At 52.2% G+C, this 21,542-nt stretch carries 20 protein-coding genes and 3 tRNA genes; 3 read left to right on the top strand and 20 right to left on the bottom strand.

Translation table 11 applies throughout. The annotated features are described in order from the left end of the window. Positions 1 to 52: 52 nt before the first annotated feature. Genes HMPREF9156_RS0104660 through HMPREF9156_RS0104670 form a run of 3 tightly spaced genes read right to left on the bottom strand, consistent with a single transcriptional unit; the run spans position 53 to position 4,734 of the window. The gene (locus HMPREF9156_RS0104660; RefSeq protein ID WP_007147630.1) at positions 53 to 1,690 is read right to left on the bottom strand and encodes an acyl-CoA carboxylase subunit beta; all 1,638 of its coding nucleotides are present in this window, start codon (positions 1,688 to 1,690) and stop codon (positions 53 to 55) included. Then, positions 1,690 to 3,651, bottom strand: a complete 1,962-nt coding sequence (locus HMPREF9156_RS0104665) for an ATP-binding protein (protein ID WP_007147631.1) — start codon at positions 3,649 to 3,651, stop codon at positions 1,690 to 1,692. Before HMPREF9156_RS0104665 ends, HMPREF9156_RS0104660 begins: the two co-directional genes overlap by 1 nt. Positions 3,652 to 3,672: 21 nt before the next feature. Next, the gene (locus HMPREF9156_RS0104670) at positions 3,673 to 4,734 is read right to left on the bottom strand and encodes a biotin--[acetyl-CoA-carboxylase] ligase (RefSeq protein WP_007147632.1); all 1,062 of its coding nucleotides are present in this window, start codon (positions 4,732 to 4,734) and stop codon (positions 3,673 to 3,675) included. Between the two features lie 265 nt (positions 4,735 to 4,999). Here HMPREF9156_RS0104670 and HMPREF9156_RS0104675 point away from each other — a divergent pair, with 265 nt between their 5' ends. Next, complete coding sequence (locus HMPREF9156_RS0104675) at positions 5,000 to 5,635, top strand: biotin transporter BioY (RefSeq protein ID WP_231198070.1); 636 nt, start codon at positions 5,000 to 5,002, stop codon at positions 5,633 to 5,635. Positions 5,636 to 5,724: 89 nt separating this feature from the next. Here the strand turns inward: HMPREF9156_RS0104675 and HMPREF9156_RS0104680 are convergent, their stop codons facing one another. The 6 genes from HMPREF9156_RS0104680 to HMPREF9156_RS0104710 all read right to left on the bottom strand — a co-directional run bounded on the left by HMPREF9156_RS0104680 (position 5,725) and on the right by HMPREF9156_RS0104710 (position 11,065). Then, entirely contained in the window at positions 5,725 to 6,054 is a 330-nt protein-coding gene (locus HMPREF9156_RS0104680; RefSeq protein ID WP_231198071.1) for a hypothetical protein, read from the bottom strand. 100 nt (positions 6,055 to 6,154) lie between these two features. Then, complete coding sequence (locus HMPREF9156_RS0104685; RefSeq protein WP_007147635.1) at positions 6,155 to 6,562, bottom strand: hypothetical protein; 408 nt, start codon at positions 6,560 to 6,562, stop codon at positions 6,155 to 6,157. 68 nt (positions 6,563 to 6,630) lie between these two features. Beyond that, positions 6,631 to 7,170: a hypothetical protein gene (locus HMPREF9156_RS0104690; protein ID WP_162097891.1), complete on the bottom strand. Its 540-nt coding sequence runs from the start codon at positions 7,168 to 7,170 to the stop codon at positions 6,631 to 6,633. A gap of 591 nt (positions 7,171 to 7,761) precedes the next feature. Next, a complete protein-coding gene (locus tag HMPREF9156_RS0104700; RefSeq protein WP_007147638.1) occupies positions 7,762 to 8,364 on the bottom strand; it encodes a hypothetical protein in 603 nt (200 codons plus the stop codon). Between the two features lie 5 nt (positions 8,365 to 8,369). Further along, positions 8,370 to 8,966, bottom strand: a complete 597-nt coding sequence (locus HMPREF9156_RS0104705) for a hypothetical protein (RefSeq protein ID WP_029246371.1) — start codon at positions 8,964 to 8,966, stop codon at positions 8,370 to 8,372. A 5-nt stretch (positions 8,967 to 8,971) separates the two neighbouring features. Further along, entirely contained in the window at positions 8,972 to 11,065 is a 2,094-nt protein-coding gene (locus HMPREF9156_RS0104710; RefSeq protein WP_007147639.1) for a hypothetical protein, read from the bottom strand. A gap of 192 nt (positions 11,066 to 11,257) precedes the next feature. Here HMPREF9156_RS0104710 and dinB point away from each other — a divergent pair, with 192 nt between their 5' ends. After that, entirely contained in the window at positions 11,258 to 12,658 is a 1,401-nt protein-coding gene (gene dinB / locus HMPREF9156_RS0104715; protein WP_007147640.1) for a DNA polymerase IV, read from the top strand. Positions 12,659 to 12,671: 13 nt separating this feature from the next. Here the strand turns inward: dinB and fdxA are convergent, their stop codons facing one another. After that, positions 12,672 to 13,019, bottom strand: a complete 348-nt coding sequence (fdxA, locus tag HMPREF9156_RS0104720; protein ID WP_007147641.1) for a ferredoxin — start codon at positions 13,017 to 13,019, stop codon at positions 12,672 to 12,674. Between the two features lie 96 nt (positions 13,020 to 13,115). Next, positions 13,116 to 14,342: an FAD-binding protein gene (locus HMPREF9156_RS0104725; RefSeq protein ID WP_007147642.1), complete on the bottom strand. Its 1,227-nt coding sequence runs from the start codon at positions 14,340 to 14,342 to the stop codon at positions 13,116 to 13,118. Between the two features lie 234 nt (positions 14,343 to 14,576). Between HMPREF9156_RS0104725 and HMPREF9156_RS0104730 the strand changes: the two genes are divergently transcribed. Next, on the top strand, positions 14,577 to 15,170 hold the full coding sequence (locus tag HMPREF9156_RS0104730; RefSeq protein WP_007147643.1) for a DUF4854 domain-containing protein: 594 nt from the start codon (positions 14,577 to 14,579) through the stop codon (positions 15,168 to 15,170). A 193-nt stretch (positions 15,171 to 15,363) separates the two neighbouring features. Here HMPREF9156_RS0104730 and HMPREF9156_RS0104740 read toward each other — a convergent pair whose 3' ends face one another. The 9 genes from HMPREF9156_RS0104740 to HMPREF9156_RS0104785 form a co-directional block, all read right to left on the bottom strand. Continuing rightward, positions 15,364 to 16,869, bottom strand: a complete 1,506-nt coding sequence (locus HMPREF9156_RS0104740; RefSeq protein WP_007147644.1) for an amino acid permease — start codon at positions 16,867 to 16,869, stop codon at positions 15,364 to 15,366. 312 nt (positions 16,870 to 17,181) lie between these two features. Next, a complete protein-coding gene (gene rpmG / locus HMPREF9156_RS0104750; RefSeq protein ID WP_007147645.1) occupies positions 17,182 to 17,352 on the bottom strand; it encodes a 50S ribosomal protein L33 in 171 nt (56 codons plus the stop codon). A gap of 84 nt (positions 17,353 to 17,436) precedes the next feature. Further along, positions 17,437 to 17,510, bottom strand: a tRNA-Met gene (locus HMPREF9156_RS0104755). A 1-nt stretch (position 17,511) separates the two neighbouring features. Continuing rightward, positions 17,512 to 17,586 (bottom strand) — tRNA-Thr (locus HMPREF9156_RS0104760). A gap of 1 nt (position 17,587) precedes the next feature. After that, a tRNA-Tyr gene (locus tag HMPREF9156_RS0104765) sits at positions 17,588 to 17,669 on the bottom strand. A 96-nt stretch (positions 17,670 to 17,765) separates the two neighbouring features. Continuing rightward, complete coding sequence (locus HMPREF9156_RS0104770; protein ID WP_017147516.1) at positions 17,766 to 18,860, bottom strand: histidinol-phosphate transaminase; 1,095 nt, start codon at positions 18,858 to 18,860, stop codon at positions 17,766 to 17,768. A gap of 228 nt (positions 18,861 to 19,088) precedes the next feature. Further along, a complete protein-coding gene (groES, locus tag HMPREF9156_RS0104775) occupies positions 19,089 to 19,382 on the bottom strand; it encodes a co-chaperone GroES (RefSeq protein ID WP_007147647.1) in 294 nt (97 codons plus the stop codon). A gap of 208 nt (positions 19,383 to 19,590) precedes the next feature. Further along, positions 19,591 to 20,667 carry a hypothetical protein gene (locus HMPREF9156_RS0104780; RefSeq protein WP_017147517.1) on the bottom strand — a complete coding sequence of 359 codons (1,077 nt, stop codon included), beginning with the start codon at positions 20,665 to 20,667 and terminating at the stop codon, positions 19,591 to 19,593. A gap of 76 nt (positions 20,668 to 20,743) precedes the next feature. Further along, positions 20,744 to 21,496, bottom strand: coding sequence for a GNAT family N-acetyltransferase (locus tag HMPREF9156_RS0104785; protein WP_007147649.1), 753 nt, complete (start codon positions 21,494 to 21,496; stop codon positions 20,744 to 20,746). Positions 21,497 to 21,542 lie beyond the last annotated feature (46 nt).

The following is a 21,542-nucleotide window of genomic DNA, read 5'->3' on the forward strand; positions in this document are numbered from 1 at the left end:
TTTGCTGTAGATATTTCTTCTGTTACAATCTGCATCCCGCGTTTCCGCGCGTTTACAGAGGCTGGTTACCGTGCCTCCTCGCATACCGTGGCTGGGCTTTTTTATCTTTGAGCAGTTCAAGCGCCTGCGAAACAGCAGAACGGGTATCCTCGGGATCGATCATGCTGTCTATCTCTCCTATCTCCAGGGAAAGGTTGGCATTCACCGTGGTCTGCTCATATTCTTCAACGAGTTTCTGCCTCAGCCCGTCTACATCGCCGCCATCATCTGCAGTACGGCGGAGTTCCTTGCGGTGAAGGATATTCACGGCACCCTGCGCGCCGAGGACGGCTATCTGCGAATTGGGCCAGGCGAGGTTGATGTCGGCGCCCATCGATTTCGACCCCATAACAATATATGCGCCGCCAAAAGCCTTGCGCAGGATCACAGTAACCAGGGGCACCTGCGCGTTGGCGTATGCATAGATCACTTTGGCACCGCGGCGGATAATGCCGGCATGCTCCTGGTCGCTGCCAGGCTTATATCCCGGGACATCCACGAGTGTAACGACAGGGACGTTGAAGGCATCGCAGAGCCGGACAAAGCGGGCAACTTTTTCAGACGATTCAACGTCAAGGCTGCCGGCACGCACACAAGGCTGGTTGGCAACTATCCCCACACTGCGTCCGTTGATGCAGGCGAACCCTGTCACCACGCTTTGCGCAAAAAGCTCATGGACCTCAATGAATTCACCGTAATCTGCAATGCAGCGGATCACGTCAAGCACGTCATAAGGCTGACGGTCATTTTCAGGGACGATATGGCTTATGCGCTCTGCCGCGAGGTCTTCTGCGCGCCCTTCGGCATAGGCGTAGGAGGGAGGGGCGCTCTCGCAGCTGGAAGGCAGATATGCCAGGAGCGTACGGGCATAATCAATGGCATCGGCCTCGTTTTCACCCAGATAGTGTGCTACGCCCGATGTGGCATTATGCACATGCCCGCCGCCAAGGTCTTCCATGGAGATATGCTCGCCGGTAGCAGCTTTAACGACCTCCGGCCCTGTAACAAACATATAGGAATTCTCTTTGGTCATGATCACAATATCGGTGAGTGCCGGGCAATATACTGCACCACCCGCGCAGGGGCCGAGGATCAGCGATATCTGAGGTATGTATCCTGATGCCTGGCATGTTTTTTTGAATATCCTGCCGTATTGGGTCAGGGCTTCTACACCTTCCTGGATTCGGGCACCGCCGGAGTCTATGACTGCTATGACAGGCACTTTCAATTCCATTGCCATATCAAGCAGATGGCATATTTTTTTGCCCTCCGCCCGGCCCATAGTCCCCCCGCGGACGGAAAAATCCTGGGCATATACCCCGGCTGTCCGGCCCATGATCTGGCCGAAGCCGGTCACAACGGCTGAACCCGGGATATCTTTATTGATATTGCCGCCGCTGAAACGCCCTATTTCATGGAAAGTCTTGTCATCAAAAAGGAGGTCAAGGCGCTCACGCGCTGTATATTTCCCTTTTGGATGCTGGCGCTCCCGGGCGTTTTCCTCTGCATCAGCCGCAAGCTTTGCCGCGTGGACGATCTCCTCGCGGATTGGCTGCCGTCCTGCCGTAGTAATGACTGATGATGAGGCTGCCGGCGGTACTGGTATCTGCAAAGATACTTCCTGCTCATCCAGTGTATGTACTGCTGCCATTATTTATCCCCTTCTTTCCGGTCTCTGTCAACCGCCCCATCATTGTCCGCCCCGCGGCCGGTGCCATCGGCGCCGCTGGTGCTGCCTGCACTATCCGCGGCAGTACTGCCGGCATCTTCCGTACCGGCAGAAGCCTCCCCGGAACCGTCCTGAGAGATAGTTACCAGAGGGTCGCCTGCATCGACACTGTCAGACGGCCCGACCATGATCTCAGCCACACGCCCTGACAGCGGGGCATAAACATAATTTTCCATTTTCATAGATTCGAGGACCACGAGAAGATCGCCTTTGGAAACCTTCTGATTCGTAGCAACATTGACCCGCGTGACCACAGCCTGCATAGGGGCGCTGATCTGCCCATGGGAATCAGATGATGCCTGTGACCCGCTGTCAGCATGCGCCGTGCTGAGCCCGTTCCCTCTCAGGGGCTGGGCCGGGCGGCGCTGCGAACGCAGCCGTCCCTGGGTAAGCAGCCCCACAAAATCTGTGGGGACGTTGAGCCGCACACGCTTGCCGTTGATCTCCATAATAAAGGACTGCGGCGCAACGCTGCCTATTATCTCCTGCGGGGACTGCATCTGGACAAGGCTCTGCGGCATACCCGCCCGCGCAGAAGCAGCGCTCTGCGAAAGGTAGTTCTTCTCCAGCCAACGTGTAGTAACAGCGAAGCTGCCGTTTTCGGCGGTGAAATCAGGATTGTGGAATATATCGCGGTACAGTTCGCAAGGTGTTGTGATCCCTGTGATCTCAAATTCATCAAGTGCCCTCAGCACGCGGGGTATAGCCTCTTCACGGGTACGGGCAGTAATGATAATCTTTCCCATCATGGAATCAAATTTGGGTGAAACAGTGTTGCCTTCAGCCACGCCGAAATCGATCCGTATGCCCGGGCCTGAGGGGAAATGAAGGTGCTCTATGGTGCCGGAACCCGGGGTAAGATTTTTCTGCGGGTCTTCGCTGGTGATACGCAGCTCGAAACTGTGTCCGCGCGGCTCCCCTGCCCGGGTAAGCTCTTTGCCGTCTGCAATATTGAGCTGCTCCCGTACAAGATCGATCCCGCATACTTCCTCGCTTACCGTATGCTCTACCTGCAGACGGGGGTTGACTTCCAGGAAATACACGTCGCTTGTTGGGGTCACCATGAATTCGCAGGTCCCCAGGCCTTCATATCCGACTGAATCAAAAAGCCTGCGGGAGTATGTCATCAGGCGTGCCTGCACCTTGTCGCTGAGGAAAGGCGCAGGGGCTTCTTCAATGAGTTTCTGGTTCCTGCGCTGTACAGAGCAGTCGCGGGTGGAATACACGGTAAAATTCCCCAGCGAATCACGCCCGCACTGCGTTTCCACATGCCGCGCGTGGGCTACGAATTTCTCAATGAAGTATTTGCCCAGATCACTGCCCTGGAGGGAATCATGGGCAGAGTAGAAAGACCTGAGCCCGTCTTCGTCCTTCACTACAGTAATGCCGCGCCCGCCGCCGCCATCGGTACGTTTCATCATTACCGGATACCCATAGCTTGCACCAAATTCCACCAGTGTGTGCACATTATCGACGGGTTCACTGACGCCCGGTACCGGCGGAACCTGTGCTACATGGGCCACACGCCGGGCACTGATCTTATCCCCGAGGTCTTCAAGCACCTGCGGCCTGGGGCCGACCCATGTAAGCCCGCGTTCCAGCACATGCGCAGCAAAATCCGCAGATTCCGAGAGGAACCCGTACCCCGGGTGTATGGCATCTGCCCCGCTGCGGCGGGCAATATCAAGGATCGCATCCTGGTTAAGATATGTTTCGTTATATGTATCCCCGGGAAGATAATACGCTTCTGCCGCCTGGTCAACATAAGGGGCACGGCGGTCCGGCTCGGAGTACACGGCTACTGTTTCAATCCCCATTTCCTTTGCCGTGCGGATAACACGCAGGGCGATCTCGGACCTGTTGGCAACGAGCAATTTTTTCATATCAGACTCCCTTATGTACCCTTATCTGCCTTTATTTACTGTGCTATTTACAGTTACTGTGTGTATTGTGTGCTGCGCAGGCTGCGGAACGCCGGCAGAAACATCCCCGACGGTTATACGCCGCCGGGAACCGTCTTCAAGCCCGACAGTCAGCGAAGCATCAGCAGATATCCCTTTCGCCGTGCCCGTAAATGTTTCGCCTGAGGGGAGTGAGACAGTTACAGGCTGGGCCCTGAGAAAATCAAGCTTTTCAGCCCTGTTTCTGAGGTACCGGCATGTTTCTGACGGCGAGGACTTAAAATCAGACAGCATCTGCGACAGGCGCACAGCGATACTTTCAGCGAGCCCGTCCCGGAAAGCTGCAAATGAAGGCCCTGCAGCCGGGACATCCATAACAGAGCTGAGCGATGTCGCATCAAACCCGTTAAATTTCTCAGCGGGGACTGCGCAATTGATCCCTATCCCAATCACAGCAAGAACCATAGGCTCTCCCCTGCCGGCAGCCGCAGTACCTTCACGTGAAGTATCCCTGTCGGAACCGCCATCAAGGCTATCTGTCCCCAGACGGATCAATATGCCGCCGAGCTTCCTGCCGTCCATGTAAATATCATTAGGCCATTTAAGCTTCAAACTGGCAGGTACAGGGATAGCAGCACCGCTATTATTACGTCTATCAGATCCCCCCGGCAGGGCAGATGCCGTATCCTCAGGCTGGCTGGCGCCGGAGCACGAAACAAACATATCTTCCAACGAATCTGCTGCGGCCACGCCGGCGAGCACCGTCAGCCAGTTTGAATACCCTTTAGTGACAGCCTCCTGAGGGATGGCTGCAGCAAAAGAGGCAGTCAGCGACCCTCCCGGATAGGAGACCCACTCGCGCCCAAGCCGCCCATGCCCGCCTGTCTGGTTATCGGCGATAACGGCTATACAATTTTTTGTAGATTCTAACAAGAACCGGGTATCGCTGCCGGACCCGCCGGCAGTATGTTCGAATGCATAGTCATTCGTAGAGTTAACAGTGTCCAGATGAACTAGCCTTATATGCCCCGAACGATCCCGATCCCATCTTTTCCCATAAAACACAACTTCCAAAGTACTACAATCATGCGGATAGCGCTTTATATAAACCTATAAAAATTGTACCTGTTTTTTATCGATCCCAACAATAAACAGGGCATGTGCGTACAGCTATCATAGTGTATGAAATTTACCTGAAATATGTGGAAAACTGTAGGGAAAATACAAAATCAGCAGTAAAATTTTGTTGTTTTATACAAATTTTCCAGGAAAACGGCTGTATATGGCCGGTTACGTAACCGATTTTCAGGAAAACACTAAAGGAGCATTTATGGAAACTCTGTCAGGCCTTATCCCGCGGCTGCGCGCCGCAGCTGCACACCACCGGCTGCTCTCCTCAGCACTGCGGTCCACCATCGCCCTGATCTCCCTGGTCATCGCTAATGCCCTGGGACGCATCCCCATTCCAGGTACACCGGTAGGGATCACCCTGCAGACAGGGGCTCTTATGTGCATGGCGCTGGCGCTTTCGCTAAGCGAAATCACCGCAGCGGTAGGCGCATATATTACATTAGGCGCTATGGGGGCGCCCGTATTTTCAGGAGGGATGTCCGCCGCCGCACTTATAGGGCCCAGCGCAGGTTTTATCTGGGGGTTCCTCGCAGCTACACTTATCTCCGCACTGCTGGCCGGCGCAACATGGTCCCATTCCGCAGCAGCGGATAGCGGGCATACACACAAAGCGCTGCTCGCACTGCGCTATGCCGCTTCCTGTGCAGCAGGGCTTATGGCCGCCCTTTACGGTATTGGCATTGGGGTACAAAGCATTATTACGCATGTCCCTTTTATGCCTCTGCTTTATGCATCCGCACCGTTCCTCATCCTTGATTCTATAAAAGTGGTGATCGCCGTTATGTTTGGACTGTCGCTGGCTGCAGCACGGCAGCCAAATAATGAAGCTCAGTAAAAGCATTTGAGGGCATTTGAGGCGGAGCGCGCACTCGCTCGCAATCGCCGCACTGCCTTTGCGTCCGCAGGCAGCCGCCCAAAGCCGGTTTATTTGCCTTGCTGCTTGCCCTGCTTAAAGTTCCGGCTGGCGGCGTGGTCGCCTTCGCTTAAGGCAGCAGCGGCCTCCATGATACCTTGCTTATCGGATTCAGCCAGCAGCTCCCATGAGCCGAGGGTATCAGACACCGCTTCCACTACTGTGTCATCATGCTGCTGGTTCCCCGGCACCTGCCCCTGCACAGCAATAAGCTCCATAGGGCAGTTCTGATAATCCGCCATCCCCGTAACAAGGTCAGAACCAGCTTTAGATGCTGTATCAGACTTAGAAACAATAGATCCTTCTCCAAACGATACGGTGCTTTTTGTTATATCCGCCATAGTATTTACCTCCCTGCTGCTGTTTTCTGCTGTATATTCCTTTTTCTTTTCCAGTTTGTCTATATTGTCTATGCATATCTTATCTGCCGGCTCAGGCCGGTCACGTGCCCTGTGAGTAACCGCCCTTTCCGAGGCCTTCATCCAGGCGGCGGATATCCCTGGCATACTCAATATCCAGCTTCTCCATAGTGCCGCGGATTTTATCCAGTTCAAGCCGAAGCCGGTCCTGTTCCTCGTCAAGCTCCAGCAGCTGTTCTTCGCGGAGAAGACGGATACCATACAGGTCGTTATCAAAATGCCGGAGCAACGATCCTGCTGCAACCTGTTCGCCAATCAGCCGCTCAACCTGCATGCTGCATACATCGAATTCAGAACCCAGCTCTTCAAGCCCTTTCCTCAAGCCTTTAAGCTTTTCTTCACGGTCCGACATCTCATCCATTGATGCCGTATATTCCCTGCGCAGATCGTCATATCTGCGCGACCTTTCGCGATCAGGCAATAAACCCATAAAACTGTCTCCATTAATGGTGTTAAATTGTTAAATACTGGCCACACTCAAAAAATAAAAATTAGTGCCTAATAATAGTCAGTATCAATGTCATCCCAACTACTCCAGAACGTATAATCCTTATACTTCCCGCTGGTATCATTGACGTAATCAAAATTTGTAGGAGGGTATTCAACACGCTCATTCTTATGATGGAGCTCATCCTGCATTACCACAGGATGCCTGTATACCAGATCGGCATCATTCCTGCACCATACTACAAACTGCTTTTCCTTCCTGCCCAGCTGCCACCTGTGCCGTATATTATACGCAAGGTTCCTGCCGTATGCCCGTTTTACACTTTCATAAGTGACGGTCCAACCTGGATATAATTTACGGATTCTGGAGTTATACACACTGATTGCTTTCTTGACAGCAGGCACCCTTTCAGCGGGGATAGGATCAGCGGGCCACCACTCCGGAAGCGAGAGCCCGGGTATGAAATTCGCGGGTTTTTCCCCAAAAGGCGGATGGTCTGTGTCAAGCAGTCCTTGGAACTCATCCACCATTGACACCGAAGTCGCCCGCATATCCTGGATGTATCTCAGTATATTGGTACTTCCGGCCATAATAACTGGAGAAAATACCAGAACTGTGATAACCGTTATAATGCCGATCCGTACCCGACTATCATATTGACGGTCTGATAACATCGCATACACTCCTATATCCTTATACTGTTAAGCTCCATACTTAATTCCCGACTTATAATCCCCATACCAATAAGCAAAATACATCTCCCTCGTATATATCCGCCATCCGGTTGAAATATTGCGCGCAAGATCCCTGCCATACGCCCTCTTCACACTCTCAAAAGAAACTGCCCTTTTAGGGTATAAGAAGTTATATTTACTGATTGCCTTTTTGATATCCTGTATCTGTTCGGAAGAAAATGGGTTGTCAGGCCAGTCGTCAGGGGTATGCCCGTATCTGGGTGAACACTGAGCAGGGGCATTCCCAAAATGACTGCTAAATTCCAGAATCATACTCTCGCACAATTTCTGCTGCTGTGGGACTTCCACTTCGTTATGGTACTGTGCCCGGATTGTTATTGCGATAATTCCGAGCAGGAAAACAAGGATGCATATCAGTACTGTGCGTAATGACGGTGTGCGCAGGAGGCGGCGATGGATATGGGCAGATGGCATCATTTGTCTTCGTCACTCCCCCTGACCCGGAGCAAACATATAATCCTGAAACGCATGCGAATCACTATGAGTAATAAAATAATAATTAGTTATACCATCAACATCTATAGCCTTATCACCCTTATGATGAATTAAACGACCATCAGAAAAAATATCATTCTTATACACCAGGTTCGCGTAGTGTCGGCTCCAGTGTATGAAGGCGTGTTCTTTCTTATCCAGCTTCCAGCCCTGCTCAACATTACGCTTCAAATCCCTGCCATACGCCCTCTTCACACTCTCAAAAGAAACAGTATCCCCAGGAAACAGAGAATTATACACACTGATCGCCTTCCTGATACCAGATACCCTGCTAGAAGGAATAGGATCAACAGGCCACACATCAGGATCCGAAACACCAGGAACAAAAGACCCGGGAGCCTCCCCCAAAGGAACAGCCCCAGGACGATCCCCCTCAAACTCCTCAACCATCACCGACGATAACGCCGCACGAGCCTGACGCAAATCCCGAACACGCACAACCACCACACCAGCACCAACAACAAGAATTAAAACAATAACAACCACCACACCAGCCAACCGTACCCGGCGCGAATACTCACAATCAGACAACATTTCTATCACTCCCCCTGATCCGGAGCAAAAGCATAAAGACCGCCATTATTATCTGTAGCAGCCAAAGTATAATTCGACATCATCCTCTCACTCTCAACACTATCCCCCCTATGATGCACTACACCATTAGGATCCCGCCAATCTAAAGCATACACAAGCCTTGGATATTGCCGGCTCCAGTGTATGAAGGCGTGTTCTTTCTTATCCAGCTTCCAGCCCTGCTCAACATTACGCTTCAAATCCCTGCCATACGCCCTCTTCACACTCTCAAAAGAAACAGTATCCCCAGGAAACAGAGAATTATACACACTGATCGCCTTCCTGATACCAGATACCCTGCTAGAAGGAATAGGATCAACAGGCCACACATCAGGATCCGAAACACCAGGAACAAAAGACCCGGGAGCCTCCCCCAAAGGAACAGCCCCAGGACGATCCCCCTCAAACTCCTCAACCATCACCGACGATAACGCCGCACGAGCCTGACGCAAATCCCGAACACGCACAACCACCACACCAGCACCAACAACAAGAATTAAAACAATAACAACCACCACACCAGCCAACCGTACCCGGCGCGAATACTCACAATCAGACAACATTTCTATCACTCCCCCTGATCCGGAGCAAAAGCATAAAGACCGCCATTATTATCTGTAGCAGCCAAAGTATAATTCGACATCATCCTCTCACTCTCAACACTATCCCCCCTATGATGCACTACACCATTAGGATCCCGCCAATCTAAAGCATACACAAGCCTTGGATACCTCCCCGTCCAATCAATAAAGTCCCTCGTTCCCGCAAGTTTGCTTTTATCAGATGCCTTGGGTATATCTAAAAGATTCTTTTTAATATCTTGGGCGAATTCCGAGAAACGATACTTTTTCCCGGGGTGTAGCCGGTTATACATTTCTATAGCGTGTTTGATTTTAGTTTGTACCTCAGGTTTAGAAAGCATCTCAACTATTGGATCCACATAGCTTTCATCATGCTCCCCATGGATACCCTTGTACCGGAAGATAACTCCCATATCATTGAATATCTCTTTACGCCCATAAAAAAGCACAGCATCATTAAGCTTATTCACTTTATCCGCACGCTTCCTGTCCCTTTCTTCATCCATTACATCACTGGCAAATTCCTGCAGGATCGTAAAAGCCTCTACAGTTTTACCCGCAAGTTTAGGAAGCTGTTCAGCAATAAAACTCTTCACCTTTCCAAAGCCCTCATTAAAAGCTGCGTGCCCTGAAGCTCCCACTACATCCCAACCCTCAAATCCTTCAATGTTTTGTAAATTATGCGCAAAACTGATAAGGTCTGCCATACCTCCCGACATTGCTACATACATATATGATAAGTTTGCAGTTGTCCCATCTGGTTTGGTTTCGGCAGTTACCACATGCGAGAGATGCGGTTCTACCCCTATGATGACCATACGCGCCGAGCTTGTATTCCCTTGAGGAGGCAGCATAATACTCAGATTTATGCCTAAACCGACAGGGGTACTGCCCCAGATAGATTTAGTGATCTCACCTGTATCAAGCCTGACCCAAACGGGCTTAATATTCTTTATCAAATTCAGGATATTATTAACCATCGCCCGCCCTACCCAAGGAGCATGAGGATCCCCCTTATCTGTTGAGACCATGAGCGTATTATGGGCAAAGGAGTCAGATGCACCTATCATCCAGTCTAATAACGCACTCTTTTTATACCCATACAGGTGAACATTGGCAAAAGAAGATCTCTTTGAACCATCCCTTGCAAAAAGGAACCTCACTGCCTCCTGCAGGGATTTGATATCCGGGTTGAACTCCGTATATTTGCCGTTAGCCATATTTTCCATAGCCTTCACAGCAGCAGCTGCCATCCCGGATGTAAGAAGCCACGACGGAAGCTTCGCCAGGCCTTTCCATAACGCTTTATTATTCTTCGCAGGATCCTTTTCCCCACTCCCGGCGCTATAAAAATCAGAAGCCTGCCAGCCGTCAGCAACGGCCTTCTTATAAGCCTCCCACTCCTCTCCGGTCATATATTTTTTTATTTCAGACTGTACGGCAACACCCCACTGGTTATCTACAGCTTCTGCCCATGCCATATCAGCATCCCGGCCTTCCGCTATCGCACGGGCGGCAGCGGACGCCTGTGAGATAACAGGGATAAGGTTCTGGACATCCGCATAAAACGTTGATGACATATTTATATAGTGGTGCACCCGGTCAAGGGCATCCCTGTATCCCCGGGCAACAGCCTCACACACCGCATTAAGATGCTCAGTCGCCTCCGCCAGGCTGTCAGCCGCGGCATTGCCCTCTGCCGACTTCGAAAGGGAGCGCGCCCTGCCGCGCATATCCTCCAGCTGCGAAGCACGGCTCTGCATATCGCTGATAAGCTGTTCCAGATGGCCTGTGTCCACAGAGCCGTCAGGTTCGGTCGGACGCAGCTCACCCAGCGCAGCAAGGTTTTTCCTGTCACCTTTTTTAACAGCATCAAAAAGCAGCGACTGGGAACGCAGGAACTCAGAATGCGAATGGATCCTGGATGTCAGCGCCGTATAAGCCTCCCCCTGCAGCTCATACGACTGCAGATCAAATACAGAAAACCGCGACAGCCATTGGCGGCACTCACTGGACTTCCTGTCCATCAATTGGATCTCGGTGTTAAGCTGCTGCTTTAACTCCCGGATTTTGATCCTCATTACAAATCATCCCCGCATCTTATATATGATCTCAAACTCATAACTCATTATGTCTACGGTATAAAAACCTAAGGCACTATATCTTCAGCATACAAAGGGCGACAGACAGCCCCCCCCCGCCAGTATCTCTCCCCTTCCCCTGTGTATCCCCCTTTCCTGACAGTTCCACACACCCGGTCTAGAATTGGCGACATGAGTACTGCGCCGCGCCTTGAATCCGCCAAGCATGACTGGGGCGATGATATCAGCGGATGTACTGTGCTGCATATCGATATGGATGCGTTCTATGCCTCATGCGAGATAGTGCGGCATCCTGAGCTCAGAGGGAAACCTGTCATCATAGGGACAGGCCGCCGGGCAGTAGTATCCGCAGCCAGCTATGAAGCCCGGAAATTCGGCGTCAACTCAGCCATGCCGGCAGCTACCGCACACAGGCTTTGCCCTCAGGGTATATTCCTCCCTGTAGATATGCAGTATTACCGCAGCATGAGCAGCCAGGTTTTCGGAATATTCGCCCGGATCACCGACAGGATCGAAAAAGTATCTGTAGATGAATGCTATATGGACGTTTCAGGCGCGTTACTGCAGTGGAAAGACCCGCGCGAAATAGCGGCGTGGATACGCCAGACGGTAAAGAGGCGCATTGGAGTGACCTGTTCCGTTGGTATCGCATCAAATAAGCTTATTGCCAAACTTGCTTCAACAAATGCGAAACCGGATGGCATGCTCATGATCCCCCAGTCCCGGCAGGCCGAATTTATCCAGATGATGCCCATACGGGCAATCCCCGGGATCGGCCCTTCCACCGAACGGGCCCTATCAGCCTGGGGGATATCCACTGTGAAGCAGCTGGCGGATATGAGCATATCCAGCCTCACAAGCGCACTCCGGTCCGCAGCGCATGCCCGGTACCTTTACCAGGCAGCACGCGGGCTGGGGTCAAGTGGAGTAGTCGTATCTGCGGCCGAAAAATCTATTGGCGCAGAACGCACATTCGCGGAAGATACCAACAGCTGGCTGAAAATTTCGGGGCTTCTGCGATGGTGCTGCGACGATGTAGCTTCAACCCTGCGCCGCAAAAAGCTCTACGCCCGTACCGTCACGGTAAAATTACGCTTATCAGACCTGTCTCACATATCAAAATCACTGACTGTAACGCAGCCGATGAATTCTGCCGCCCAGATATACCCTATTTCCCGTCAGCTCCTGGCCCGGCTCCTTAAAATGCAGCAGCCGGAAAAAGGGAAGGACGCTGAGGTGCCCCGGCTTATCCGGCTGGCTGGCGTCAGTACCTCCCATTTTTCCCCTGCATCTTCGACTATGTACCAGCCTTCCATAGATGATTTAGATGAGGGGGATATGGCGGTACCTGCCGGGGAAAACAAAGATGCCTGCAGCGCCTCTGCCGGCTCCGGACACGATACTGATGCGGCAGAAGCAGGCAAAAACGCTCAAAGCCTTCTGCAGCAGGAGCCGTATCAGAAAAGTAAAAATAAAAGTAAAAACCCTGTGCCAAATACTGCGAAAATTGAATCTGCGCTTGACAGGATCCGCGAAAAATTCGGAAAGGGTTCAGCAAGTCTGGGGATCTGAGTCAGCCGGGCACTCACAGGCTATGGTTGTTGAGATATTCCGCGTTAACATCAGCAGGGAGCTCAGCAACACGCGGATCATCATGGTCAATAATGCCAAAAGCCTGCGCACCGCCCGGATCCCCTACTTCATCAAAAAGGGTGGCCGCGGCATCTTTATACCAGACCCAGTCATCAGGAAGGTCATCCTCATAAAATATGGCTTCCGTAGGGCAGACGGGCTCGCAGGCGCCGCAGTCCACGCATTCGTTCGGATCAATGTACAGCGTCCGCTGGCCCTCATAAATACAGTCAACAGGGCACTCATCAACGCATGCACGGTCTTTCACATCTACGCAAGGTTCCGCAATAACGTACGCCATAATGCCTCCTGCTTCGGCTGCCGTTTCAAAACTTCTATCTACAGTGTAGCGTTACCGGTGAAAATGAAACACCCGCATGCAGACAGCGATGATACATTACAGCCCTATAAACACCGGCTCGGGGACAAGATCAATATTGAACGCCTGCTGTACGCCTTCACGAATTGTCCGGGCAAGCCGGACAATATCATCCGAACGCGCGCCACCCCTGTTAGTCAAAGCAAGCGTATGGCGCGATGACAGCGCAGCACGGCCGTTAACGGTAAACCCTTTATGGAACCCCGCACGGTCTATAAGCCATGCAGCCGAGGTTTTAATGCCTTCGCTGCCATCCGGAAGTATCGTTGCAAATCGGGGGGCATCAACTGGGAGAACGGCATCAGCCTGGGCAGGGGTGATAACGGGGTTGACAAAAAAGCTGCCGCAGCTCCAGCGGTCATAGTCAGGCTGTATCCTATCAGCCTGATGCGCATTATGGACTTCTGTCGGATCCTTTGTCCCCTTCATCCACGGATTCCCATACCGTGAAGGGTCTTCCACCATGCCCTTCCCGGTACGTATCTGCAGTACTGCGGTCCGGATATCGCTCGCAGCAATGCGTTCCCCGATCCTGGCCTGCAGCGCCTTCGCAAGCTGTGCCATGCCAACCACACCTGTTGCACTATGCCTCAGCTCAAAAACCACTGAAAGGACTATATAGCGCGGGCTGGGGAAATACTGCGAGGGGGTGCGCCCGTTCGTCCTCTCATCCATACCTTCATACATTGTCTTTTTAAGCAGTGATGTCCGGTACCCGAAGCCCATTTCCTCTTTTTTAAGGTTTATGACCTTCTGGGCCTTCCGGTCCCATACCTGCACCGAACTGACCGCTGATGCCGCTTCCTGCCCATAAGCGCCGATATTCTGCACTACGCTCGCACCAACGGTCCCGGGGATGCCGGACAGTCCTTCAATGCCTTCCATTCCCATGCGGACAGTATACTCCACGAAATCATCCCAATTTGTACCTGCTTCTGCCTCAACGTGCACCAGCTTCGGCTCCCCAGGCCCTGCCGGGACTGCTTCATCCAGTATGGAAACCTTACGGCGTGCGTCACGCACAACAACCCCATTGAAATCATCATCACTGACGAGCATGTTGGAACCGCCGCCAATAACGCATAAAGGCAGGTGTTCGCTGTCAGCATCAACAAGGGACAGGATAAATTCAGCGCGCGATGCGGGCTGGATGAACTTCCCTATGCGTCCCCCGATACGCATAGTTGTAATATCTGCAAAAGAAGCGGGCTTGCTGCCCACAGTATCAGGATGGCCTGCCGTCATAAATACGCTCCAAATTCCACAACTATTCCTGTTACTATCCTATCTTTCCGCAGTGATTTATCCTCTGTCAGATGCCGCTGGCGTCGCAGTACCATGCCGCAGATACTGCTGCAGCACCCGATCTGCCCAGCCCATACGTTTCCCCTGCTATACTTAGCACCGTATGTTAAAAACGCTATGGACGCTGTACGGCAGATACAACAGGCCGTACAAAACAAGATCGAAGGACCGGCGATGCACAAAACGCCTAAAATAATTTCCCGCGGGATAACCGCATTCGTTGCTTCTGCAGCGCTGCTGGGCATGGCAGCGTGCGGACCACAGCAAAAACCTGCTTCACAGCCAAAAGGTACGCCATCTTTATCCGCATCATCTTCACCTTCTGCGGGGACTTCCCGGCAGGCCTCTTCCGATGCCAAAAAACTGGCTGATTATATAGCATCCCCCGATATCACAAAGCAGGTTGAAACTGCTAACACCCAGATGGGCAAAGACGGCAGGGTTTCGCTGGCTTCCGAAGGCAAAACTGTTGTTATGACAGTCACCCTCAATAACTCGCTCTTCGGTTCACAGCCTCTCGATACGGTCAAACAGAACCTCAGGAGCAAGAAAGACCTTTTTGCCGACCAGTATGCAACCATCGGAGGGCAGATTGTCAAACAGATCCAGCAGCAGACAAAGCTGGAGGATCTGCATCTTAAGCTCAATATCTGCACTGAAGATGGGGAGGCTATCATCACAAAAACATATGATGAGAAGTCTTCAAGCTCTGCTTTGAAAAACTCGCAGTCAGGATCATCATCGCCCTCATCATCTTCATCACATTAAGCTGAGCTGCCGCGGCTGAGGCTGCCGGTCAGGAGCAACGCGCCTCTGCCCAGCCAGACTGCCGGCCAGCCAGGCCATCTTTTTAATAATTTATCTGTATAATCTGTTATCTGTATAACCTGCAGTTTTCCGGCTGTCATGCAGCCTGGACCCTTTCCAGCCTGTCTGATGAGGCCTGTACCGTCCGCAATAATTACTTATATTGGCCTATATTATTGGCAGTTTCACTATTCAGCTTCGAATGCCTGTACGAATAGCCGAAATAGACAGCCAAGCCGATAGCAAGCCATACAAGGAAACGCAGCCATGTCAAAACGGACAGGTTGATCATCATGAACAGGCACAGCAGTGCCACGATCCCCGGGACCCACGGGCTTCCCGGGACCTTAAAAGTGCGGTGCAGGTCAGGGCGTTTCCTGCGCATGATCGGCACAGCAGCAGCTACCAGCATAAACGCTGACAGTGTACCGATGTTGACCATATCGGACAGGATCGAGACATCAAAGAACGAGGCGATAACTGCGATTATTACTCCGCAGCCTATCTGAAGCAGTACCGGTGTCCCGCGCTTCCCGGTTTTTGACAGCCCTCTTGGCAGAAGGCCGTCGCGGCTCATGGCGAATACGACCCTCGAAAGGCCGAGGAGCAGCACCATAACCACAGTCGTCAGGCCCACAACGATACCAAAGGAAATAATTTTCGCTGCCCACTGTGCGCCCGCAAGTTCAAAAGCAGTTGCCAGCGACGGGTCTTTGGCAGCAGCCAGCTGTTTATACGACACCATGCCGGTCGTAACGAATGCGACGAGTATATACATAACTACAACGATGCTGACGCCGAGGATAATGCCGCGCGGCACTGTCCTGCCGGGGTCCTTCGCCTCTTCCGAAGCGGTAGCAACAATATCAAAGCCGATAAAGGCGAAAAAGACCAGAGCAGCACCTGAAAGTATCCCTGGCACCCCATATATGGAAGGCGTCATGTGAGTAGCCCACTGCCACAGCGGCTGCTCAACTGCTGACCCTGGTACTGCGCCGGATGCGCCCGCCGCAAGATGTTCCTGCGTCGGTATAAAAGGAATAAAATTACTCCAGCGGATGTAGAAGAATCCGGCAATAACAATAAAAAGCACGATTGCTATTTTGAGCACTGTCAATGCCCCATCAATGCGTGATGACAGATGGGTCCCCAGCACCAGCAGAAGGGTAAAAAAAGTAACGATCACAGCGGGCGCCCAGTCGAAGGTAACGGCACCGAAATGGATGCGGGTCGAAATGTTCCATCCCATGAGTTTGGTGAAATCGGTCAGATATATACCCCAGTACTTGGCAATCACAGCCCCGGCCATCATCATTTCAAGGATCATATCCCAACCGATTATCCATGCAATGAACTCGCCTATTGTGGTATAGGTGAAGGAATACGCTGATCCTGCAACAGGGACCATTGACGCAAATTCCGCATAGCATAATGCGGCTGCAGCACACACTACCCCGGCAATAATAAAACTGATGATCACAGCAGGCCCCGCATGGAAAGCTGCAGCCTGCGCACCTACAGAGAATATCCCCGCACCCACAGCGACCGCAACACCCATCATTGCAAGATCCCATGCGCTCAAAGTACGCTTAAGGCTCCTGCCTTTTTCCGCAGTCTCTTCAAGCGAATGTTCAACTGACTTTGTGCGCAGTACATCCATACTAGCCTCCGTCCCGGTTTCTGCTGCTGTCAATATGCGGTGGAACTTAAGTTATATTCCGCTAATGTACACAAGAACCCCGATAAAGCACGGCAGCTTGGGGATATTCCGTTCATATTCCGGGATCCCGGTTTATATCCGGATAACTGCTGGGGTAAAAAAGCAAGAAAAATAAAACCCGGCATGAAGCCGGGCAAAGTCATAATTCAGATTATCTGGAGCGCAGACCTGTTTACAGCCTTTCCAGTGTCTGGCAATAAAAGCAGGACTGATGCGGCACAGCACTGCCGCCGCCTCTGAAAGACCGGAGAATCAGCGGGTCTCGCGATGCAGCGTCTGCTTACCGCAACGGGAGCAAAATTTTTTCAGTTCAAGGCGATCCGGGGTATTACGGCGGTTTTTAGTTGTAATATAGTTGCGTTCCTTGCATACGGTGCACGCCAGCGTAATGCCAGGACGAATATCGGCACTTTTCTTTGCCATTGTTCACCTTTCATTAATGTATTAAGTGTTCCAAGCACACTAAACTATAGTGTGCTATGGACTACACTTACACAATTTGCCTCGTAGCGAGAGGGAGACTCGAACTCCCGACCTTACGATTATGAGTCGTACGCTCTAGCCAGCTGAGCTATCCCGCTATGGAGCCCCGAGCGAGAATTGGACTCGCGACCTCTTCCTTACCAAGGAAGTGCTCTACCACTGAGCTATCGGGGCGTGGCGGATAGTGGATTCGAACCACTGAAGCTAATAGCGGCTGATTTACAGTCAGCTCCCTTTGACCGCTTGGGAAATCCGCCTTTGCCGATGCTCATGGCATGGGCAACTTTGTTAGTCTGCCACTTTTTATGCAATTATGCAAGTCCAACATGCCGGATTCAGGAAAATTTTTCTATTTACCACACAAAACCATCGGCACTCAGCCCTGCACAGACCTCAATAACTGCATCATTAGCCTCAGGGACACCAATGGAGACCCTGATACCCTCACCGTCAAATGCCCGCACTGCAAGGCTTTGTGCACGGAACCTCGCAGCAGCCTCTGCAGTCCTGCTGCCCAGCGGAAGCCAGAAATAATTCGCCTGCGATTCCGGGACAGACAGCCAGCCCTGGCCCCGAAGCGCCCCCATAACACGCTTACGTTCAGCCACAATGGTATCCACCCTGTTCTGCAGCTCATCAAGGGCATCCAGGCTTGCCAAAGCTGCCTTCTGGGCCAGATCTGATACACCGAAAGGTAGCGCGACTTTGAGCATAGCGCTGACGACTTCAGGTTGTGCAATACCATAGCCTATGCGAAGCCCCGCCAGCCCATACGCTTTGGAAAATGTCTGGGCAATCACCACGTTAGGGTATTCATCAAAGATATCACGGGCAATACTGCGCTCAGGATCGGTATTAAACTGGAAATAGGCCTCATCAAACAGTACAAGCACATCTTCCGGCACTGCATCCATAAGCCTGGATACTTCGCCGCGGGTTACAGGAGCCCCTGTAGGATTGTTAGGGTTATTGACGACGACCAGGCGGGTACGGCTGTTTATAGCGGCAATCATGGCATCAATATCATGCCGCCCGTCAGAGGCAAGAGGTACCGGCACACCCGTAGCACCTGAAGCCGCAATGATGATCGGATAAGCTTCGAAACTACGCCACGGATAGATGATCTCATCGCCCGCCCCTGCAACTACGCTGACCAGCTGGACGATCACCTCTGTGGAACCGGAGCCTGCAACGACATTATCCAGCGAAACATTATTCAGCTCTGCGATACGCCTGCATATATCAGTGCAGCGCATTTCAGGGTACCTGTTGATCTGCGGTATGGCATTTTCCTCAAGTACTTTTTTTACGCTTTCCAAAGGTTCGTAAGGATTCTCATTGCTGGAAAGCTTATAGGGGATCACGCCCGGGATATGGGGCACAGCACTGCCCTGCTGGTAGCCAGTAATAGTATCGACTATTGCGCGGTGCTTAAAATCGTATGCCACACAACTATTTTAAGTGCTGCCGGGGAATTGGGAGCAGCCGGGGACCCCATGCGTTTCAAAATCTGATATAGGACGCGGCACGGAATCTGACAGGGCAGCGCCACACAGCTTCGCATATAAAAATCCCCTCTGCTGATATGCAGAGGGGACCCGAAAACCAACGGCCATATCCCCGGTCAGCTTACTGCGCTTTCCGGCACATGGCAGCGTATCCGGCCGCGTATCCTGCTACTGGAGGATAGCCAGGACGTCGCGCGCAGATACGATCAGGTAATCTTCGCCTTTATATGTTACTTCAGTACCGCCGTACTTGGAATACAGGACGCGGTCGCCTTCCTTGACATCCATCGGTACGCGCTCACCCTTGTCATCGCGGCGGCCGGGGCCAACAGCAAGGACTTCACCCTGCTGGGGCTTTTCCTTAGCAGTGTCAGGGATCACAAGGCCGGATGCAGTTGTAGTCTCTGCAGGGGCCTGCTTAATGATGATCTTATCTTCTAATGGCTTAAGTGTTATTGCCACTGTTACCATCCTTTCCGAAAAGTGTTCTTTCTTTTCAGCGTACGGGCAAGTGAGCAGCTGACGAACACCCATCCGCACTGAACGCTAAAACCTATAATAGCGTGAGGCTGGCACTCAATCAGCCCGAGTGCTAAAAGCTATGCTGAAAGCGTTACAATATATAGGAAACGCCAGAGCCGCCGCCATCACGCATGACACCTGCGCCAGCCTATTCTTTGCTGCCGGCAAACTGGCGGCGCTCAATCACTGCATCAATATCAGCGCCAAGCGAGTCTGATGTCTGTACAGGGGCCTGAACGCCCGCAGCCATATCAGAGGAAGGGATCGCAGGAGGGTCAGCAGGCGGAACAGCCCGGGCCACCTGACGGCGGGATATGATCTCACGGCTGCTGACAGCAGCGGCAGTACTGCTGAGGAAAGTATCAGATGCTGATACCTCAAAGGATGAAGCAGGATCTTCAGCCATGCCGGCCTCCGGGACAGAAGTATCGGTGTTTGCGGTATTAACACTGGCGTTGGTACCAGCTATGCCGTCATCATAGGGATATGCAGCAGGCGTATGGGAAGATCCTGCTTCTTTAAGGGAACGGCGGCGGATTGCAGTGCCCTGTTCGCGGATCGCAAGGGTCAGGGCTTCCTGGATCTCCATCTGGCTCATAGCATCCGTCTCAGTTTCAAACTCCTCTGAAGGACCGCCGAAATCCCGAGCTCCTGCAGACACCATATGGATATTATGGTTAAGGGTATGCCGCCTGGTGCTCTCCCATGCAGGCCTGTTTTTTACAGCATGTACTGTGTCCTCCCATTTGCGTGCCTGCGAAGCAGCACGGGCTCCGAGAAAAAGTACTGCCGCTAATACAGCAGCCGGTATAAGGGCGCATAATAAGAATACCCTGTATACAACGCCAATCGCTGCGAGCACCACAGCGAGCACGGCCAGGATACCCGCTACAGCCCTGCGGCGCCTGATTGCTTTACGCCTTTTTTCCCTTACGCTGTCAATATAGTCCTGCGTAATCCGTCGGGCAGCTCCATCCATATGAGAACCTCCATCATGTTGATGCGCATCCCTGTCGATCTCTGTTATTTCAGACTCCACGACGCCCGAATCCTCAATACTGCGGAAGCCGTCTCCTTCACAAGCGGCCTCAGCAGGACGGAGCAAAACCGGCTCGCCGTCATCTTCATCCTGCTGTACAGCATTCATCATCCCTTTCTTAGTGGCAAGAGGGGTGATGCCAAAAAGCGTCACGAGAACGATGAGCACGAATACAATTCCACTCATCGATCCAATGTCCATATATCTAACCTTAAATCACACGCTTGTCATTTACTGCGGTTTTTATCGGCGTGTCGCACAATTATTTATAAGGTTTCAATGATACGCGGGGAAACTCGTCGGAAAGCAGCGAAAATATCCGATGGTCCTGCCATCGCCCGTTAACATACATATACCGCTTTCTGACCCCTTCATCAGTAAAGCCCAGCTTCTGTGCCACACGCACCGATCGCGTATTTTCAGGGATCATGTCTATCTCAAGGCGGTGGAGCCTGGGACCCGCCGGATCAAAAAAAGCCCAGTCACTCAGAACCGCTGCGGCGCGCGGGATGTACCCATGACCGGCCTGCGCCTGATCGATCCAGTACCCGATAATGCCGGAACGGATAGCCCCGTATGTAACAGCGCCCAGTGAGATCTGCCCGATCAGGCTTCCCCTGTGGAATACGGCAAAAGTGCTGCCCCTGCCCTGCTTCTCTGACCTGCGGATACCCAGTACCCAGCCGCTGAACGTGAGCCCGGGACGATGGCGCCCTTCAGCAGCAGCCAGGGGGTTCCCCGATTCCCACGGGTCAAGCCACCCAGCATTACGCCATCTGACCGCATTCCACTGATCCTCGAAGCTGTCCTGCATGGGACGCAGGGAAATGGCATCAGAAGGGTCATAATCATTGCGGATACCCTCAGGAAGGGACATCTTATAATATCGGCTCAGGACCCCTCCCTGCATTTCTCCGATCTGCTCAGGGAGATAAAAATGAGTATCGTCAGGATGCCTGGGATCAGGGCGGACATGATGGTCCCCGCTAAACAGTTCACGAAAAAACGACGGCATATATGTATAGTATTCTCGGTTCATGACGGTTTACACTGCGGAAGCA

Source organism: Scardovia wiggsiae F0424 (assembly GCF_000269605.1).
GTDB lineage: Bacteria > Actinomycetota > Actinomycetes > Actinomycetales > Bifidobacteriaceae > Scardovia > Scardovia wiggsiae.

Bases quoted from the DNA above. Each gene is read 5' to 3' on its own strand.
- HMPREF9156_RS0104660 (WP_007147630.1), bottom strand. From the start codon at position 1,690: ATGGCAGCAGTACATACACTGGATGAGCAGGAAGTATCTTTGCAGATA.
- HMPREF9156_RS0104665 (WP_007147631.1), bottom strand. From the start codon at position 3,651: ATGAAAAAATTGCTCGTTGCCAACAGGTCCGAGATCGCCCTGCGTGTT.
- HMPREF9156_RS0104675 (WP_231198070.1), top strand. From the start codon at position 5,000: ATGGAAACTCTGTCAGGCCTTATCCCGCGGCTGCGCGCCGCAGCTGCA.
- HMPREF9156_RS0104680 (WP_231198071.1), bottom strand. From the start codon at position 6,054: ATGGCGGATATAACAAAAAGCACCGTATCGTTTGGAGAAGGATCTATT.
- HMPREF9156_RS0104685 (WP_007147635.1), bottom strand. From the start codon at position 6,562: ATGGGTTTATTGCCTGATCGCGAAAGGTCGCGCAGATATGACGATCTG.
- HMPREF9156_RS0104690 (WP_162097891.1), bottom strand. From the start codon at position 7,170: ATGGCCGGAAGTACCAATATACTGAGATACATCCAGGATATGCGGGCG.
- HMPREF9156_RS0104700 (WP_007147638.1), bottom strand. From the start codon at position 8,364: ATGTTGTCTGATTGTGAGTATTCGCGCCGGGTACGGTTGGCTGGTGTG.
- HMPREF9156_RS0104705 (WP_029246371.1), bottom strand. From the start codon at position 8,966: ATGTTGTCTGATTGTGAGTATTCGCGCCGGGTACGGTTGGCTGGTGTG.
- HMPREF9156_RS0104710 (WP_007147639.1), bottom strand. From the start codon at position 11,065: ATGAGGATCAAAATCCGGGAGTTAAAGCAGCAGCTTAACACCGAGATC.
- dinB (WP_007147640.1), top strand. From the start codon at position 11,258: ATGAGTACTGCGCCGCGCCTTGAATCCGCCAAGCATGACTGGGGCGAT.
- fdxA (WP_007147641.1), bottom strand. From the start codon at position 13,019: ATGGCGTACGTTATTGCGGAACCTTGCGTAGATGTGAAAGACCGTGCA.
- HMPREF9156_RS0104725 (WP_007147642.1), bottom strand. From the start codon at position 14,342: ATGACGGCAGGCCATCCTGATACTGTGGGCAGCAAGCCCGCTTCTTTT.
- HMPREF9156_RS0104730 (WP_007147643.1), top strand. From the start codon at position 14,577: ATGCACAAAACGCCTAAAATAATTTCCCGCGGGATAACCGCATTCGTT.
- HMPREF9156_RS0104740 (WP_007147644.1), bottom strand. From the start codon at position 16,869: ATGGATGTACTGCGCACAAAGTCAGTTGAACATTCGCTTGAAGAGACT.
- rpmG (WP_007147645.1), bottom strand. From the start codon at position 17,352: ATGGCAAAGAAAAGTGCCGATATTCGTCCTGGCATTACGCTGGCGTGC.
- HMPREF9156_RS0104780 (WP_017147517.1), bottom strand. From the start codon at position 20,667: ATGAGTGGAATTGTATTCGTGCTCATCGTTCTCGTGACGCTTTTTGGC.
- HMPREF9156_RS0104785 (WP_007147649.1), bottom strand. From the start codon at position 21,496: ATGCCGTCGTTTTTTCGTGAACTGTTTAGCGGGGACCATCATGTCCGC.